Source organism: Pseudomonas sp. ChxA (assembly GCF_030263855.1).
Taxonomy (GTDB): domain Bacteria; phylum Pseudomonadota; class Gammaproteobacteria; order Pseudomonadales; family Pseudomonadaceae; genus Aquipseudomonas; species Aquipseudomonas fluorescens_CB.
Map to the genome: position 1 here is coordinate 4018262 of NZ_JARPMK010000001.1, position 17715 is coordinate 4035976.

Consider the following 17715-nt stretch of genomic DNA (forward strand, 5'->3'; position numbering starts at 1 on the left):
CGGGCTCACCGTTCCTTCTCGAAGAGCCTGACGACTTTGGGCATCAAGCTCAGTACAACCAGCGCCAGCAGTGTACTCAAGACCGCCGTTGATTCACGCCCGACGCCTGCCGCCACGCCGATCGCGGCGGTCATCCACAGGCCGGCCGCAGTGGTAAGACCTTTGACGTGCTGGCCCTCTTCATCCTCCTTGCCCTTGAGGATAGTGCCAGCACCCAGGAAGCCGATCCCGGCGATCACCCCCTGCAGCACCCTGCTCATGGCGTCCGACTGGCTGCCTGACATCTGCGGCACCAGCACAAACAGTGCCGCGCCCAACGCCACGAGCATGTGGGTACGCACACCCGCCGCCTTGCCCTTATGCTCACGCTCAAAACCCAGGATACCGCCTAGGATCGCAGCGATTAGCAGGCGAACGGTTATCTGCGTGAGCTGCTTTGCATCAGCGATGTCAGCGAATTCAGCGTGCAGGGTTTGAAGCACTTCTTGCCACCAGGCGTCCATGGTCGTTGTCCGTTTTATTGTGGTTAGCCGATAGACAGCAGCAACCGCCAGTCAGTTGCCTGGAACACTCGGCATTGCGCGACGACCTAACCCATGACTGCCCATAAAAAGGAGAGCCCCATGCCTGTACGTATCGTCAACCAAACGTGCTTTTTCAAAGTCACTGACCAAGGCCCGGAACACGCCCTGCCGGCCGCTCAAGTAACGGTGAGTACCGACAGCGCCAGATCCATGTCTTTTATCGAGTTCAAAGGCGATAAGGTTTACATCACCGAAGCCGAAGCGGACGCATTGACCATTGCGGGTGCCACCGACGGGCGCAAACACTTGAAGGCGACCGACAGTGGTTCGGTGATTTGATTGATCTGTATCAGCCGGTAAAAAACGCAGCTGCGCCCCAAGCGCCACGGGGTGCAGCAGATTGTCGCAGTAACGTATAAATAACCCATCTGATCCGCTTTTTATCGACCTACCTGAGTCTGTTATGTAAACAGCCTGAAGCTCATAGTTCATTGGCCTGATGGAGGCTGATGAGCGAATGACCATGAGCGAAAGAATCCCAACCGTGGACACCTTTGAGCCCATACACCCAAAGAAGGTGAAGGCCAAATCCAGTGACAACCTGATCCATACCCGCAGTTTTACCGGCGTATTCCGCACCTTGCGGGTGAGCGGCGCCGCTGTGCTGTTCCTGGCTTTTTTTGGCACCGTATGGCTGAACTGGTCCGGGCGCCAAGCCGTGCTGTGGGACTTGGCCGAAAGCAAATTCCACATCTTCGGCGCCACCTTCTGGCCCCAGGATTTCATCCTGCTGTCGGCGCTATTAATCATCTGCGCTTTCGGCCTGTTTGCAATAACCGTATTTGCCGGCCGCGTATGGTGCGGCTACACCTGCCCGCAAAGCTCGTTCACCTGGCTGTTCATGTGGTGTGAAAAGGTCACCGAAGGTGAACGCAACCAACGCATCAAACTGCAAGCGGCGCCCTGGAGCCTGAACAAACTGGCGCGGCGTTCGGCCAAACACACGCTGTGGCTAGGTATCAGCGTGCTGACCGGGCTGACCTTTGTCGGCTACTTCACGCCCATCCGGCCGCTGGCCACTGAGTTGCTGACCTGGCAAATGGGCGGCGTGAGCCTGTTCTGGGTGGTGTTTTTTACCGCAGCCACCTACCTCAACGCCGGCTGGCTGCGCGAAGCGGTGTGCATGCACATGTGCCCGTATGCACGCTTTCAGAGCGTGATGTTCGACAAAGACACCCTGACCATTTCCTACGACGCGGCGCGTGGTGAAAACCGTGGCCCGCGCAAACGCGAGGTGAAACCGGCGCAGGTTGGCCTCGGGGACTGCATCGACTGCCAGCTGTGCGTGCAGGTATGCCCCACCGGCATCGATATCCGTGACGGTTTGCAAATGGAATGCATCGGCTGCGCGGCGTGCATCGACGCCTGCGATTCAATCATGGACAAGATGGGCTATGCCCGTGGACTCGTCAGCTATACCAGCGAACATCAACTGCAAGGCGGCAAAACCCACCTGCTCAGGCCACGCCTGATCGGCTACAGTGCCGTGCTGCTGGTGATGATCGCGGCCATGGTGGTGGCCTTGATTGAGCGGCCAATGGTATCGCTGGACGTGACCAAGGACCGAGGCATGTTCCGTGAAAACAGCCAGGGATTGATCGAAAACATCTACAGCTTAAAGGTCATCAACAAGACCCAACAGCGCCAGGACTACCGCCTGGAACTGGTGGACGCCGAGGGCTTCCAGTTGCAAGGCAAGACCCAGCTCAGCCTGGCACCGGGGGAAATCAGCGATGTGCCGGTGTCGGTGGCGTTGCTGGCCGATAAACCGGCGAGCAGCTCGCAGACCCTGCGCTTCAAGGTTGTGGATGTGGATGAGCCGTGGATTTACAGTGCAGCGGACAGTCGTTTTGTGGCGCCGTTGAATCGTTGATATTCAACACACACAGAAGATCAAGTGTGGGAGCTGGCTTGCCTGCGATGGCGTCCGGTCTGGCACGGATGATGTTGAATGTGCCACCGTCATCGCAGGCAAGCCAGCTCCCACATTGAGTCGGCGTTCAATTTTTTAGAAAGTTAATCAGGCCGCCATGAAACGCTACGAAAAATTTGCCGACGACATCGCAGAACTGATCCGCTCCGGCGTCCTCGGCCCTGGCCAACGGGTACCGTCGGTGCGCTATGCCAGCCAGACTTACGGCGTCAGCCCGTCCACGGTGTTCCAGGCCTACTACCTGCTGGAACGCCGTGGCCTGATCCGTGCGCGGCCGCGCTCCGGTTACTTCGTCAACACTCACGCGCCCAGCCCGTTTTCCGAGCCGGTGGTGAGTGAACACGTGCATGAGTCCACCCAAGTCGATGTGAGTGAGCTGGTGTTCTCAGTGCTCGACTCCATCAAGGACCCCAACACCGTACCGTTCGGCTCGGCGTTCCCCAGCCCCATGTTGTTCCCGTTGCCACGCCTGGCGCGCTCGTTGGCCAGCGCCGGCCGCGAGATGGACCCGCGCCTGGTGGTCACCGACATGTCGCCGGGCAACCCGCAACTGCGCCGCCAGATTGCCCTGCGCTACATGGTGGGCGGCCTGATGCTGCCGATGGAAGAGCTGTTGATCACCAACGGCGCCCTCGAAGCGCTGAACCTGTGCTTGCAAGCGGTGACCGAACCGGGTGACCTGGTCGCCATCGAAGCCCCGGCGTTTTATGCCTGCCTGCAAGTGCTCGAACGCCTGAAGCTCAAGGCGGTGGAAATCCCCGTACACCCGCGCGACGGCATCGACCTCAATGCCCTGGCGCAAACCCTGGAGCGCTACCCGATCAAGGCCTGCTGGACCATGACCAGCTTCCAGAACCCGATGGGCGCCACCCTGCCAGAGGCGAAAAAACAGGCACTGGTAGAACTGCTGCGCAGCCATCAAGTGCCGTTGATCGAGGACGATGTATACGCCGAGTTGTATTACGGGCAGCACGCGCCAAAACCGGCCAAGGCCTTCGACACCGAAGGGCTGGTGATGCACTGCGGCTCCTTCGCCAAGAGCCTGGCACCTGGCTATCGCGTCGGCTGGGTCGCGGCCGGGCGCTATGCGCAGAAGGTTGAACGCCTGAAGCTGATGACGTCACTGTGCCCCTCGATGCCGGCCCAGGCGGCGATTGCCGACTACCTGCAACACGGCGGCTATGACCGGCACCTGCGCAAATTGCGCTACGCCCTGGAAGAACAGCAGAGCGCCATGCTGGCCGCCATCGCGCGCTACTTCCCGGCACAGACGCGGGTCAGCCAGCCGGCCGGCGGCTATTTCCTGTGGCTCGAACTGCCGGAGCAAACGGACTCGTTGAAGTTGTTCCAGATGGCCCTGGCCCAGGGCATCAGCATCGCGCCGGGGCCAATTTTTTCGGCAACCCAGCGCTTCAGAAATTGCATTCGCTTGAACTATGGCAGCCCGTGGACCGAGGCCTCGGAGAAGGCCATGGAAACACTCGGGCGCATTGTGCGGTCCTTCTAGTGTGCGGTCCTTCCAGGCTCGGTTGTTGCCTTATCTGACACCATCGCGGGCAAGCCCGGCTCCCACAGTGAAATGCGTTCCACTGTGGGAGCCGGGCTTGCCCGCGATGGCACCTTGGCTGGCGCTAAAGCCTCAACGGCCACCGCCCAAATCCAGAAAAGTGCCAGTGGTATACGAGGCCTTGTCCGACAACAACCAGATAATCGCTTCCGCCACTTCATCCGGGCGCCCGCCGCGGGCCATGGGAATACCGGACTCCAGTTTGCTGACCCGATCCGGGTCACCGCTCAAAGCATGGAAATCGGTAAAGATATAACCAGGGCGCACCGCGTTGACGCGGATCCCCTCGCCCGCCACCTCTTTGGACAGGCCGATGGTGAAGGTGTCCAGTGCGCCCTTGGACGCGGCGTAGTCGACGTATTCACCCGGCGAACCCAGGCGCGCGGCGACGGACGACACGTTGACGATGCTGCCGCCCTGCCCGCCATGCTTGGGTGACATGCGCAGCACCGCCTGCTTGGCGCACAGGATCGGCCCCAGCACATTGGTCTTGATGATTTTCAGGATGCGGAACTCGGACATCTCATCGACCCGCGACTTGTGCCCCACGGTGCCGGCGTTGTTGACCAGTGCCGTCACGCGCCCCAGCTCGGCGTCAACGCGATTGAACAATGCAATCACTTCATCTTCGATGCTGACATCGGCCCGCACCGCAATGGCTTGTGCGCCCAAGGCACGCACTTGTTCCAGCACACGCTGGGCCGCCGCCTCATCGGACTGGAAGTTGATGCAAATACGATAGCCCTGGCGCGCAGCCAACAAGGCCGTCTCGGCGCCGATACCACGGCTGCCCCCGGTGATAATGACGACTTTGTCCATGCGTGCGGTCTCCTGAATAAACCAACGGTTTAAGGTTGGATCCAAGAATACCCGTCATCCACAGCTTTTGTCAGGCGCTATGGCGTCTTCGGCGCGCTGGATATCAGCCATGAAACCCTCGGCCGGCAATGGGTGACCGAGCAAATAGCCTTGCAGGGAGTTGCACCCCAGCCGGGTGAGGAAACTCTGCTGCACATCGGTCTCCACGCCTTCGGCGACAATGCGCAGCCCCAGTGCCTGGCCGAGGGCGACAATGGCCGAGACGATGGCGGCGTCGTCGCTGTCGTGTTCAAGGTCACGCACAAACCCGCGGTCGATCTTCAGCTCGTTGGCAGGCAGGCGTTTGAGGTACATCAGGCTCGAATAGCCGGTGCCAAAGTCGTCGATGGACAGGTCCACGCCCATGTCCGACAGTTGCTGCAACACGGTCATGCTCGCATCGGCATCGCTCATGGCGGTGGTTTCGGTGATTTCCAGGGTCAGGCTGTTGGCCGGCAACTGGTGACGCTCCAGCGCCGCTGCGACACTATTGACCAGCCCTGCATGGCAAAACTGCAACGCCGAGAGGTTGACCGCAATGCGCCAGTCTTCATACCCCTGCGCATACCACACGGCCATCTGGCGGCAAGCTTCGTTGAGGACCCATTCGCCGATGGGAATGATCAACCCGGTTTTTTCCGCCAGCTCGATAAACATCGCCGGCAATAACAGCCCCTGCTGTGGATGCTCCCAGCGCAACAACGCTTCGGCACCGACCGCAATACCGCTGAGTGCGTCGAACTTGGGCTGGTAGTACAGGCGGAACTGTTGGTGCTCAACGGCGTTGCGCAGGTCCTGCAACAACTGCAGCTGTTTGCGCGCATTGGTGTTCATCGACACATCAAAGAAGCTGTAGCCGTTTTTGCCCATGCCCTTGGCGTGGTACATCGCAGCGTCGGCGTTCATCAACAGTTCCTGGGGGGTGCCGCCGTTGCCGGGGAACATGGCAATACCAATGCTCGCGGAGATCTTCAGTTCGTGCTCGGCCACCTTGAACGCACGGTTGATCAAGCCGACCTGGCGCTCGGCCAAGCCCATGGCGTCGTCCGGCTGAGTCAACTGCACCAGCAACACAAACTCGTCACCGCCGATGCGTGCCAAGGTGTCCTGGCTGCGCAGGTCTTCGCGCAAACGCAAACCCACTTCGCGCAGCAATTGGTCACCCAGGTGATGGCCAAAAGCATCATTGACCGGCTTGAAACCGTCCAGGTCGATAAACATCAATGCAAAACAACCACCCTGCTCTTTCACTGCCTGTATGGCCTGTTGAATGCGGTCGGCGAGCAAGGTGCGATTAGGCAGGCCGGTGAGCATGTCATGCAGGGCCAGATGGGTGAGTTCCTGGTTGGCCAGGGTCAGTGAGTCGGCGAGCACGGCAGTGCGGGCTTCCAGGCGGGCGTCGAGCAACGAGGTCAGTAACGCGATGATCAAGACCGCCAGCGAAGTGACCAGCACCAGGTTATCCAGGCCCTTGCCACTCAGGCCCGTCAGCGCGGCGCCGCAGAAACTGTTGTCATCAAAACGCGCGGCAGCCATGCCGGTGTAGTGCATACCGACGATCGCAATGCCCATCACCACTGCGGCGCCGCCCCGCGCCAGGCGCACGTAAGGCGTGTTGCGCCGCAGGTTGAAAGCGATCCACAAGGCCGCACCGGACGCCACCACGGCGATCAACAACGAAGCGCCAAACAGCGCCGGGTCGTAGTCGATGCCCGGAGTCATGCGCATCGCGGCCATGCCGGTGTAGTGCATGCTGGCAATACCGGCCCCCATCACCAGTGCGCCAAACGCCAACTGCCAGGCCGGCAGACGTGGCTGGCTGACCAGCCACAGTGCAAAGCCACTGGATAATACGGCGATCAATAACGACAGCGCGGTAATGCCCAGGTCAAACCCGAGCGCAAATGGCAGGCGCAACGCCAACATGCCGATAAAGTGCATGGACCACACGCCCACGCCCATGGCCAATGCCCCACCGGCCATCCACAGGTACACCGCGCGGCCCTTGGCGGTCGCAATACGGCCAGCCAAGTCCAGCGCGGTATAGGACGCCAGGATCGCAACGCACAGGGAGATCACGACCAGAGAGGGGGAATAACTACCGATCAGCATGCAAACTCTCAAGACTGACGGGCCTGAAACGCCCGTGCCAAGTGGCAAAGCGGGCGATTGTAGCGAGAATAATTATTGCCGGTTTGATTAATTATCATGGGGCCATCAGTGGCATTTTGGCGCCAATCTACTGACCTTAAAACGCCACCTGCTTTAGCCCGCTGAAACGGACCATCTGCTTGAATATCAGGCTCGGTCCGACAGGATCGGCCACTTTAAAATCCCGGAGGCGATTGAACCGGCACGGGCGGATTTTGATCGGCGGTGTGCCGAGGCGTAACCAGTGCGGGCTGTTGTGGCGAGGGAGCTTGCTCCCGCTCGGGTGCGCAGCGCCCGCAAGGTTTATGGGGCCGCTGCGCAGCCCAGCGGGAGCAAGCTCCCTCGCCACGGTGATAGTGCCCAGTCTTGATTGGGGAGGCGCTTGAGTTGTTTTTACAACCTACTCGGCGGATCTTGATCGGCGGTGTGCCGAGGCGTAACCAGTGCGGGCTGTTGTGGCGAGGGAGCTTGCTCCCGTTCGGGTGCGCAGCGCCCGCATGGTTTTTGGGGCCGCTGCGCAGCCCAGCGGGAGCAAGCTCCCTCGCCACAGTGATAGTGCCCAGTCTTGATTGGGGAGGCGCTTGAGTTGTTTTTACAACCCACTGGGCGGATTTCGATCGGCGGTGTGCCGAGGCGTAACCAGTTCGGGCTGTTGTGGCGAGGGAGCTTGCTCCCGCTCGGGTGCGCAGCGCCCGCAAGGTTTTTGGGGCCGCTGCGCAGCCCAGCGGGAGCAAGCTCCCTCGCCACAGTGATAGCGCTCAGCCTTGATTGGGGAGGCGCTTGAGTTGTTTTTACAACCTACTCGGCGGATTTTGATCGCCGGTGTGCCGAGGCGTAACCAGTGCGGGCTGTTGTGGCGAGGGAGCTTGCTCCCGTTCGGGTGCGCAGCGCCCGCATGGTTTTTGGGGCCGCTGCGCAGCCCAGCGGGAGCAAGCTCCCTCGCCACAGGGATAGCGCCCAGCCTTGATTGGGGAGGCGCTTGAGTTGTTTTTACAACCCACTGGGCGGATTTTGATCGGCGGTGTGCCGAGGCGTAACCAGTGCGGGCTGTTGTGGCGAGGGAGCTTGCTCCCGTTCGGGTGCGCAGCGCCCGCGAGGTTTATGGGGCCGCTGCGCAGCCCAGCGGGAGCAAGCTCCCTCGCCACAGTGATAGTGCTCAGCCTTGATTGGGGAGGCGCTTGAGTTGTTTTTACAGCCTACTCCGCGGATTTTGATCGGCGGTGTGCCGAGGAATGACGAGAGCGGGCTGTTGTGGCGAGGGAGCTTGCTCCCGTTCGGGTGCGCAGCGCCCGCGAGGTTTATGGGGCCGCTGCGCTGCCCAGCGGGAGCAAGCTCCCTCGCCACAGGGATAGCGCTCAGCCTTGGGGAGGCGCTTGATTTTTTAAAAGCTACTCAGTCACTGTTTTTCAGCCAAAGACGTCTGCCCATCCCAGCCGCCGCCCATCGCCGCAATCAACTGGACACTCGCGACCAACCGGGTCTGCAACAAGGTCAGCACGGTGCGCTCATTACTCAACGCAGTGGCCTGCACGGTCACCACATCCAGGTAGGCAATCAACCCAGCCTTATACTGATTCTGCGTCAACCGCAGGGACTCCCGCGCGGCCTCCAGGGCCTCATTGCTGACCACCGCCTCGTCCTCCAGCACCTTCAACTGCACCATATAGTTTTCCACTTCGCGAAAACCATCCAGTACAGTCTGACGATACTTGGCTACCGTCTCGTCATAGGACGCCACGCTACGATCAACCTCAGCCGAACGCTGCCCACCGTCAAACAAGGTCATCGCAAGCTTTGGCCCCACCGACCAGAACCGGTTGGGCAAACTGATCCAATCCGCATAGGTGCTGCTGGAATACCCACCCGCCAGGCTCAAGGTCAGGTCCGGGTAATACGCCGCCTTGGCCACGCCGATATTCGCGTTGGCCGCAATCACTGAGCGCTCTGCCGACGCAATGTCCGGGCGCCGCTCCAGCAATTGCGACGGCACACTCAGCGGAATCTGCGGCAAGGCTGGAATGTCTTTGCTCACCGCCAGATTGAAGTTGGCCGGCGCTTCGCCGATCAACACCGCAATGGCGTTTTCCAACTGCGCGCGCTGCCAGATCAAGTCGATCAAGCTGGCCTGGGTGGTCTTCAGTTGAGTTTGTGCCTGAGCAATCGCAGCCTTATCGGAAACGCCCGCCCGGTACTGGTTTTCAGTCATCTTCAGCGAGCGCTGATAAGTCTCCAGCGTGGCCTGCAGCAGACGCGTCTGTTCGTCCATCACGCGCAGTTGCAGGTAGTCCTGCACCAACTCCGATTGCTGGCTCAACCGCATCGCCGCCAAATCCGCCGAGCTGGCCTCAGCCGTCGCTTCATTGGCCTCAAGGCCACGGCGCAACTTGCCCCACACATCGGCCTCCCAACTCACGCCCAACTGGGCATTGAGTGTGTCGCGGATACCACTGCTGGAACTGCTGAGGCTGGCATTACTGCTGCCGGTGCCCTGGCTGGCACGGGTTTTACCGGCACTGAGGTCCACCGTTGGGAAAAACGCCCCGCGTGCGCTGCGCACCTGGGCCTGGGCCTGGCGAAAGCGCGCTTCGGCCTGGGCCACGGTCTGGTTGGAGTTGTTAAGGCGCGTGACCAGTTCATTGAGTTGACGGTCCCCATACAACTCCCACCAGGCGCCACGGGCCAGGGAATCGCTCGGGTTGGCCTGGCGCCAGCCCTGGGCTTGCTTGAACTGCGCGGGTTCGACCACCTCCGGGCGTTTGTAATCCGGGCCGATGGCGCAGGCGCTGAGCAAGGCGCCGCACAGCAGCATCGTTAGGCCCTTCACACCCTTGCCGATACGTGTGGTGTGGCGAGGGCGCTGGTTAGGGGCCGCTGCGCAGCCCAGCGGGAGCAAGCTCCCTCGCCACAGGGTCGCGGCATTCGTTGAATCGGTCATAGCGCAGTATCCAAGGCAGCATCGGTACGCACGCCGCGCCAGGCGTTGAAGCGGTGGCGCGCGCGGTCAAGATAAAGGTAAACCACCGGGGTGGTGTAAAGGGTCAGGATCTGGCTGAACACCAGCCCGCCGATGATGGTCAGGCCCAGCGGCTGACGCATTTCGGCGCCATCGCCGGAACCGAGCAGCAACGGCAAGGCGCCGAGGATCGCGGCGAGCGTGGTCATCAAAATCGGCCGCAGGCGCAGCAGGCAAGCGCTGCGGATCGACTCCAACGGGCTCATGCCGTCGTGGCGCTCCAGTTGCAGCGCCAGGTCGATCATCAGGATCGCATTCTTCTTCACCACACCGATCAGCAGGAACAGGCCCAGCAGGGATATCAGGCTGAACTCGCCGCCCAGCAGATAGATCGACAGCAGCGCCCCGACACCCGCCGACGGCAAGGTCGAGAGGATGGTCAGCGGGTGAATATAGCTTTCATACAGAATGCCCAGCACCAGGTACACCGCCACCAGCGCGCCGAGGATCATGAACGGCTGGCCCTTCTGCGTCGCCGCAAAGGCATCGGCGGTGCCGGCCATCTTGGCGATCACGTCTTCGGGCAAACCGACCTTGGCAATCGCCCGTTCGATAGCGGCCGTGCCCTGCTCCACCGTCACCCCAGGCGACATGTCGAAGGCAATGTTTTCCGAGGCGAACTGGCCTTCATGGCTGACGCGGTCGTCGGCCAGGCTGTTTTCGTAATGGGCAATGGTCGATAACGGCACTCGCGCGCCCGTGGAGGTGATCACCTGCATCTGGTTCAGCGTGATCGGGTCCTGGGCGTATTTCGGGTTGACCTCCATCACCACCTGGTACTGGTTGAGGCTGTCGTAGATGGTGGAAATCTGCCGTTGGCTGTAGGCGTTGTTCAACACGGACGTGACCATGCTCATGTCGATGCCCAGGCGCTTGGCCTGGTCGCGGTCGACTACCAACGTCACCTGCGCCGCACCGCGACCTTCGCGGGCGTCGATGGCGGTCAACTCCGGCAGCTCGCGCAAGGCAGCGACCACTTTCGGGTACCACAAGCGCAAGGCAGCCAGGTCACCGCTTTGCAGGATGTAGGAGTATTGGGCGCTGGTCTGGTCACGGCTGCCGCCAAATTGCAGGTCCTGGTCGGCCATCAGAAACAGGCGGCCGCCCGGCACCAGCGGCACGTCCTTGCGCAGCCGCTCGATCACTGCCTGGGCCGAGAGTTTGCGCTCGGCAATAGGCTTGAGGCGTACCAGCATCACCGCGTTGTTGGTGCCGTTGTTACCGCCGATAAAACCGGCCACGCTGAGTACTGCCGGATCCTTGAGGACCGCCTTGCGGAAGGTTTCCATTTTTGGCTGCATCACATTGAACGACAGCCCGTCATCGCCGCGCACAAAGCCGATCAACTGGCCGGTGTCCTGCTGCGGCATGAAGGTTTTCGGTACCACCACGTACAGCGCGATGTTCACGCCCACGGTGACCAACAGGCTGAGCAGGGTCAGGCGCCGGTGGCGCAGCACCCAGTCCAGGCTGGTGGCGTAGGCCGCAACCATGCGGTCGTTGATCTTCTGGCTCCAGCGCTGCAAACCGCTCATGTGCCCTTTGACATGCGGTTTGAGCCAGCGCGCGCAAAGCATCGGGGTCAAGGTCAGCGAAACGATCAGCGACACAATGATCGCCGCCGACAAGGTGATGGAAAACTCACGGAACAGGTTGGTGACAATGCCGCCCATAAACAGGATGGACAGGAACACCGCCACCAGCGACACGTTCATCGACAGCAAGGTAAAGCCGACTTCTTCGGCGCCCAGGTACGCCGCCTTCATCGGCGGCACGCCGTCGTCGATATGCCGGGAAATGTTTTCCAGCACCACAATGGCGTCGTCCACCACCAGGCCGGTGGCCAGAATAAGTGCCATCAGCGAAAAGTTGTTCAACGAAAACCCAAACAGGTACATCACCGCAAAGGTGCCGACCAGCGACACCGGCACCGCCAGGGTCGGGATCAATGAGGCGCGGAAGTTCCCCAGGAACAGGTACACCACCAGCACCACCAGGGCCACGGCAATCAGCAGGGTCATCTCGGCTTCATGCAGGGTTGCGGTGATCACCGGCGAACGGTCCATGGCCAGGTTGAGCTTGACGCTGGACGGCAGCACCGCCTGCAACGCCGGCAACTGGGCCTTGATCTGCCGGACGGTCTCGATGATGTTGGCGCCCGACTGGCGGTTAATCACCAACAGCACCGCCGAATCATTGTTGAAGAAGCCGCTGTTGTAGCGGTCTTCCACGCCGTCGCTGATCTTCGCCACATCCCCCAGGCGCAAGGCTGCGCCGTTCTGGTAACGGATCAGCAGCGGCTCGTAGTCCTTGGCCTTTTCCAACTGGTCATTGGCCTGGATCTGCCAGTTGCGCTCGCTGTCTTCCAGGGAACCCTTGGGCCGGCGCTGGTTGGCATTGGCGATGGTGTTGCGCACATCGTCCAGGGCCACGCCGTACTGGTCCAGCGCCTTGGGTTCCAGCTCGATACGCACCGCCGGCAAGGAACTGCCGCCGATCTGCACTTCGCCCACGCCCGGCACCTGGGACAGGCTTTGCGAAAGGATGGTCGAGGCCAGGTCGTACAGCTCGCCTTTTTGCAGCACGTCAGAGGTCAGCGAGAGCACCATGATCGGTGCCTGGGACGGGTTGATTTTCTTGTAGGTCGGCATGCTGCGCATGCCACTGGGCAGCAGGTTGCGCGAGGCATTGATGGCCGCCTGCACTTCGCGCGCCGCACCGTTGATATCGCGGCCGGAATCGAATGCCAGAATCACCCGCGTCGAGCCCTGGCTCGATGAACTGCTCATGGTGGTGATGCCGGAAATCGCGCCGAATGAGCGCTCCAGCGGTGTCGCCACTGTCGAGGCCATCACCTCCGGGCTGGCGCCAGGCAAGCTGGCCGACACCACGATCACCGGAAAGTCGATCTGCGGCAGGGGCGAAACCGGCAGCAAGTTGAAGCTGACGCCACCGAGCAACATGATCGCCAGGCTCAGCAGCATGGTGGCTACCGGCCGGCGAATAAAAGGTCCGGACAGGTTCATGACTCAACCGGCTCCAGGCTCTGCGGCTCTTTGCGCCAGCGGCGGCCAAGGCGGTCGAAATACAGGTAGATCACCGGCGTGGTGAACAGCGTCAGCACCTGGCTCACCAGCAAGCCGCCGACCATCACCAGGCCCAGCGGTTGGCGCAGTTCGGCGCCCGAACCGCTGGCCAGCATCAATGGCACCGCACCAAACAAGGCTGCCAGGGTAGTCATCAAAATCGGCCGAAAACGCAGCAACGCCGCCTGATAAATCGCCGTCTGCGGGTCCAGGCCCTGGTTGCGTTCGGCGTCGAGGGCGAAGTCGATCATCATGATCGCGTTCTTTTTGACGATACCGATCAGCAGGATGATGCCGATGATCGCGATCATGCCCAGGTCATTGCCACTGAGCAGCAACGCCAGCAAAGCGCCGACTGCGGCGGATGGCAACGTGGAGAGAATCGTGATCGGGTGAATGTAACTCTCATACAAAACGCCGAGCACGATGTACATGGTCACCACCGCCGCCAGAATCAGCAACAAGGTGCTCGACAGCGAGGCTTCGAACGCCTGGGCCGCGCCTTGGAACTGGGTCTGCACGCCCACCGGCATGCCGATGTCCTTCTGGGTCTGGTTGATCAGCTCCACGCCTTTGCCCAGCGCGACGCCTGGGGCCAGGTTGAACGACATCATCACCGCCGGGAACTGGCCGATATGCGCGATTGCCAGTTGCGCCTGACGCTGTTCCACATGCGCCAGGCTCGACAACCGCACCTGGCCGCCGTCGGTGGTTTTCACATGGATCTGGTTGAGTGCAGCAGGCCCCAGGGTTTCACCCGATTGCGCCTGCAAGACCACGCGGTACTGGCTGGCCTGGGTGTAGATGGTGGAAATCTGCCGTTGGCCGAAAGCGTCGTACAGCGCGTCGGTGATGGTCGACACACTCACGCCCAGGCGCGAGGCGGCGTCGCGGTCGATCACCAGGAACACTTGCAGGCCCTTGTCCTGCAGGTCGCTGGCCACATCGGTGAGTTCCGGCAACTGGCTGAGGGCGTGTACCAGCTTGTCGCTCCACAGCGCCAGCAGGTCGGCGTCCGGCGAGGACATGCTGAACTGGTACTGGGTGCGGCTCACGCGGTCTTCAATGGTCAGGTCCTGCACCGGCTGCATGAACAGGCGAATGCCCACCAGCTTGTCGATCTGCGGTTGCAGGCGCGTGATCACCTGGGCCGCGCTCACGTCGCGCAGGCCGTGGGCCTTGAGGTTGATGAGCAAACGGCCGCTGTTGAGGGTGGCGTTATCGCCATCCACACCGATGTAGGACGACAGGCTTTCAACCGACGGGTCGGCCAGGATCACTTTGGCCAACTCCTGCTGGCGCTGGCTCATGGCGGCAAACGAAATCGACTGTGGTGCTTCCGAGATGCCCTGGATCACCCCGGTGTCCTGCACCGGGAAAAAGCCCTTGGGCACTACCAGGTACAGCACCACGGTAAGACCCAGGGTGGCGATGGCCACCAGCAGGGTCAGCGGCTGGTGCTTGAGCACCCACTGCAATTTGCGCCCGTAGGCTTCGATCAACCAATCGATCCAGGCGCCGCTGGCCTTGTAGAAACGGCCTTGTTCTTCTTCCTTGGGTTCGCGCTTGAGCAGGCGCGCGCACATCATCGGCGTCAGGGTCAGGGACACCACCAGGGAAATCAGGATCGCCACCGCCAGGGTGATGGCAAATTCACGGAACAGCCGCCCAACCACATCAGCCATGAACAGAAGCGGAATGAGCACCGCGATCAGCGACAGGGTCAGGGAAATCAGGGTGAACCCGATTTGCTTGGCGCCCTTGAGCGCAGCCGCCATGGGCGTCTCGCCTTCCTCGATATAGCGCGAGATGTTCTCCAGCATCACGATGGCATCGTCCACTACAAACCCGGTGGCGATGGTCAGCGCCATCAGTGTCAGGTTGTTGATGGAGAAGCCTGCCAGGTACATCACGCCAAAGGTGCCCACCAGCGACAGCGGCACGGCGATCGACGGAATGATCGTGGCGCTGACCCGGCGCAGGAACAGGAACGTCACCATCACCACCAGGGCAATGGCGATCAGCAATTCGTGCTGTACGTCCTTCACCGAGGCGCGGATGGTCTGGGTACGGTCGGTAAGCACCGTCACATCCAGGCCCGCCGGCAGGTTGTCGGTGATGCTCGGCAGCAGCGCCTTGATGCGGTCCACTACCTCGATCACGTTGGCGCCGGGTTGGCGCTGGATATTGAGCAACACCGCCTGGTTTTCATTGGCCCAGGCGGCAAGGCGTTCGTTTTCGGCGCCGTCGACGATCTGCGCCACATCTTTAAGGCGCAAAGGCGCGCCATTGTTGTAGGCCAGGATCAACTGCGCGTATTGCTCGGGCGAGACCAACTGGTCGTTGGCATCGAGCATCGACACCCGCGTGGGGCCGTCGAAGTTACCCTTGGGCTGGTTGACGTTGGAGGCGGCGATCAGGGTGCGCACGTCCGACAGGTTCAAACCGTTGGCCGCCAGGGCCTCGGGGTTGACCTTGATACGCACGGCCTGACGCTGGCCACCGGCGATGCTGACCATGCCGACGCCGCTGATCTGTGCAATTTTTTGCGCCATGCGCGTATCAACCAAGTCGTTGAGCTTGGGCAGCAACATGGTCTTGGAGGTAATCGCCAGGGTCAGCACCGGGGTATCCGCCGGGTTGACCTTGTTGTACACCGGCGGCGCCGGCAAGTCCTTGGGCAGCAGGTTGGTCGCGGCGTTGATCGCGGCCTGCACCTGTTGCTCAGCGACATCCATATTGATGTCGAGGTTAAAACGCAGGGTCAGCACCGAGGCGCCACCCGAACTGGTCGAGGCCATTTGTGTGAGGCCGGGCATTTGCCCGAACTGCCGCTCCAGCGGCGCCGTCACTGCGCTGGTCATCACGTCCGGGCTGGCGCCGGGGTACAGGGTCATCACCCGGATGGTCGGGTAGTCCACCTGAGGCAAGGCCGAGACTGGCAACAATCGGTACGAAATGATGCCGGCCAGGACGATGGCCAGCATGCTCAGCGTGGTGGCAACCGGGCGAAGGATAAACAGTCGCGACAGGTTCATGAACCGACCTTTTGCGCCTTGCCGGCGTTAGCGCCGGTCTCCCCTTTTGCCGCAGGCTTGCCTTGCAGGTGTTCGGTCGGCGTGGTCGGCACTTCGCTGCTGTCATTGACCACTTCAATCTCGCTGCCGTCCTTGAGGCGGTCGGTGCCTTCCAGGACCACGCGGTCGCCGGCCACCAGGCCTTCCTTGATCACCGTGTTGTCGCCATCGGTATCGCCGACTACCAACGGTTGCATCTTGACCTTCTTGTCACCGTCGAGCTTGTAGACGAAGGTGCCGCTATTGCCGAACTGGATAGCAGCCGACGGCGCCAACACCACGTTGTGCAAGGTGTCGGCCAACAGGTGCACGTTAACGAACTGGTTGGGGAACAGCGCCTGGTCCTTGTTATCGAAACGGCCTTTGAATTTGAGGGTGCCGGTGGTCACGTCGATCTGGTTGTCCAGGCTCTGCAGCACGCCAACCGCCTGCTGTTTCACATCGCCACGGTCCCAGGCTTCCACGGGCAGTTTGTTGCCGGCGTGGTAACGGGTGAGCACGGTGTCGAGGGTGTTTTCCGGCAGGGTGAAGACCACGCTGATCGGCTGGGTCTGGGTGATCACCGCCAGGAACGTGGTGTCGTTGGCTGCCACCAGGTTGCCGACGTCGACCTGACGCAGGCCGACCCGGCCGCTGATTGGGGCGCGGATCTTGGTGAATTCGAGGTTGAGCTTGGCGTCGTCCACCGCGCCCTGGTTGGTCTTGACGGTGCCCTGATACTGCATGACCAAGGCTTCGGCGGTGTCGAGGGTCTGTTTGGCGATGCTGTCCTGGGCATACAGGTCACGGTAACGCTGCACATCAACCTGGGCGTTTTTCAGTTGTGCCTGGTTCTGCAGCAGTGTGCCCTGGGCCTGGAGCAAGGCGTTCTGGTAGCTGCGCGGGTCGATTTCCGCGAGCAAGTCGCCGGCCTTGACCATCTGGCCTTCTTCAAAGGCGATCTTGACCAGCTCACCGCCTACCCGGCTGCGCACATTAATGGTATTGAGCGCGGTTACCGTGCCCAAGGCCTTGTAGTACACCGGGAACTCACCCAGTACCGCTGGCGCCACGCGCACCGGGATCGGGCCGGTGGAACCACCGAAACCAGGCCGCGCCATTCCCGTTTTGCCGGTATGCCCAGCCGGTTTCTGCGTGCTGGCATCTTTATGGCCGGCGGGCCAGAATTTCCAGCACAGGCCGGCGATAACCAATAGCACGAGCAGGCCGAATAGCCAGCGGCGGGAATTGCGGGGGGAGGATTGCATGGAGTGATCAACCATTGGGCGCGAGAGCTTCTTCTTTGGGAGGCTGAAAGATAAGCACTGGGGCGCATTAAGAAAAGCGCCTTTACCGGCTATTTACCTTGGATTACAACTTTTAACTTCTGAGCTTAGTCCGTTGGCTATTTCGCTAAACGTCTGAAGCGCAAATAAAAACGGCCTGGACTAGGCCAGGCCGCAATCT

Annotated in this window: 10 protein-coding genes; 3 read left to right on the plus strand and 7 right to left on the minus strand. The window is 61.2% G+C overall.

Annotation, left to right across the window (positions count from 1 at the left end; all coding sequences use genetic code 11):
• Nucleotides 1-5: 5 nt before the first annotated feature.
• Nucleotides 6-503 carry an MgtC/SapB family protein gene (locus P5706_RS17925; RefSeq protein ID WP_200434236.1) on the minus strand — a complete coding sequence of 166 codons (498 nt, stop codon included), beginning with the start codon at nt 501-503 and terminating at the stop codon, nt 6-8.
• A 120-nt stretch (nt 504-623) separates the two neighbouring features.
• Here P5706_RS17925 and P5706_RS17930 point away from each other — a divergent pair, with 120 nt between their 5' ends.
• The 3 genes from P5706_RS17930 to mapR all read left to right on the plus strand — a co-directional run bounded on the left by P5706_RS17930 (nt 624) and on the right by mapR (nt 4024).
• On the plus strand, nt 624-863 hold the full coding sequence (locus P5706_RS17930; protein WP_285680557.1) for a DUF3203 family protein: 240 nt from the start codon (nt 624-626) through the stop codon (nt 861-863).
• Nucleotides 864-1047: 184 nt separating this feature from the next.
• Nucleotides 1048-2457: a cytochrome c oxidase accessory protein CcoG gene (ccoG, locus tag P5706_RS17935; RefSeq protein ID WP_285680559.1), complete on the plus strand. Its 1410-nt coding sequence runs from the start codon at nt 1048-1050 to the stop codon at nt 2455-2457.
• Between the two features lie 157 nt (nt 2458-2614).
• A complete protein-coding gene (mapR, locus tag P5706_RS17940) occupies nt 2615-4024 on the plus strand; it encodes a GntR family transcriptional regulator MpaR (RefSeq protein WP_285680561.1) in 1410 nt (469 codons plus the stop codon).
• 132 nt (nt 4025-4156) lie between these two features.
• On the opposite strand, the gene P5706_RS17945 is transcribed toward mapR, so the two are convergent.
• From P5706_RS17945 to P5706_RS17970, 6 genes are all read right to left on the minus strand, one after another.
• Nucleotides 4157-4903: an SDR family oxidoreductase gene (locus P5706_RS17945; RefSeq protein ID WP_200434233.1), complete on the minus strand. Its 747-nt coding sequence runs from the start codon at nt 4901-4903 to the stop codon at nt 4157-4159.
• Between the two features lie 54 nt (nt 4904-4957).
• The gene (locus tag P5706_RS17950) at nt 4958-7054 is read right to left on the minus strand and encodes a putative bifunctional diguanylate cyclase/phosphodiesterase (protein ID WP_285680565.1); all 2097 of its coding nucleotides are present in this window, start codon (nt 7052-7054) and stop codon (nt 4958-4960) included.
• A 1435-nt stretch (nt 7055-8489) separates the two neighbouring features.
• Complete coding sequence (locus P5706_RS17955; RefSeq protein ID WP_244657906.1) at nt 8490-9902, minus strand: efflux transporter outer membrane subunit; 1413 nt, start codon at nt 9900-9902, stop codon at nt 8490-8492.
• A 122-nt stretch (nt 9903-10024) separates the two neighbouring features.
• Nucleotides 10025-13132, minus strand: coding sequence for an efflux RND transporter permease subunit (locus tag P5706_RS17960; RefSeq protein ID WP_285680567.1), 3108 nt, complete (start codon nt 13130-13132; stop codon nt 10025-10027).
• Nucleotides 13129-16230: an MdtB/MuxB family multidrug efflux RND transporter permease subunit gene (locus P5706_RS17965; RefSeq protein WP_200434336.1), complete on the minus strand. Its 3102-nt coding sequence runs from the start codon at nt 16228-16230 to the stop codon at nt 13129-13131. Before P5706_RS17965 ends, P5706_RS17960 begins: the two co-directional genes overlap by 4 nt.
• Complete coding sequence (locus P5706_RS17970) at nt 16227-17531, minus strand: MdtA/MuxA family multidrug efflux RND transporter periplasmic adaptor subunit (RefSeq protein ID WP_200434335.1); 1305 nt, start codon at nt 17529-17531, stop codon at nt 16227-16229. Before P5706_RS17970 ends, P5706_RS17965 begins: the two co-directional genes overlap by 4 nt.
• Nucleotides 17532-17715: the final 184 nt, after the last annotated feature.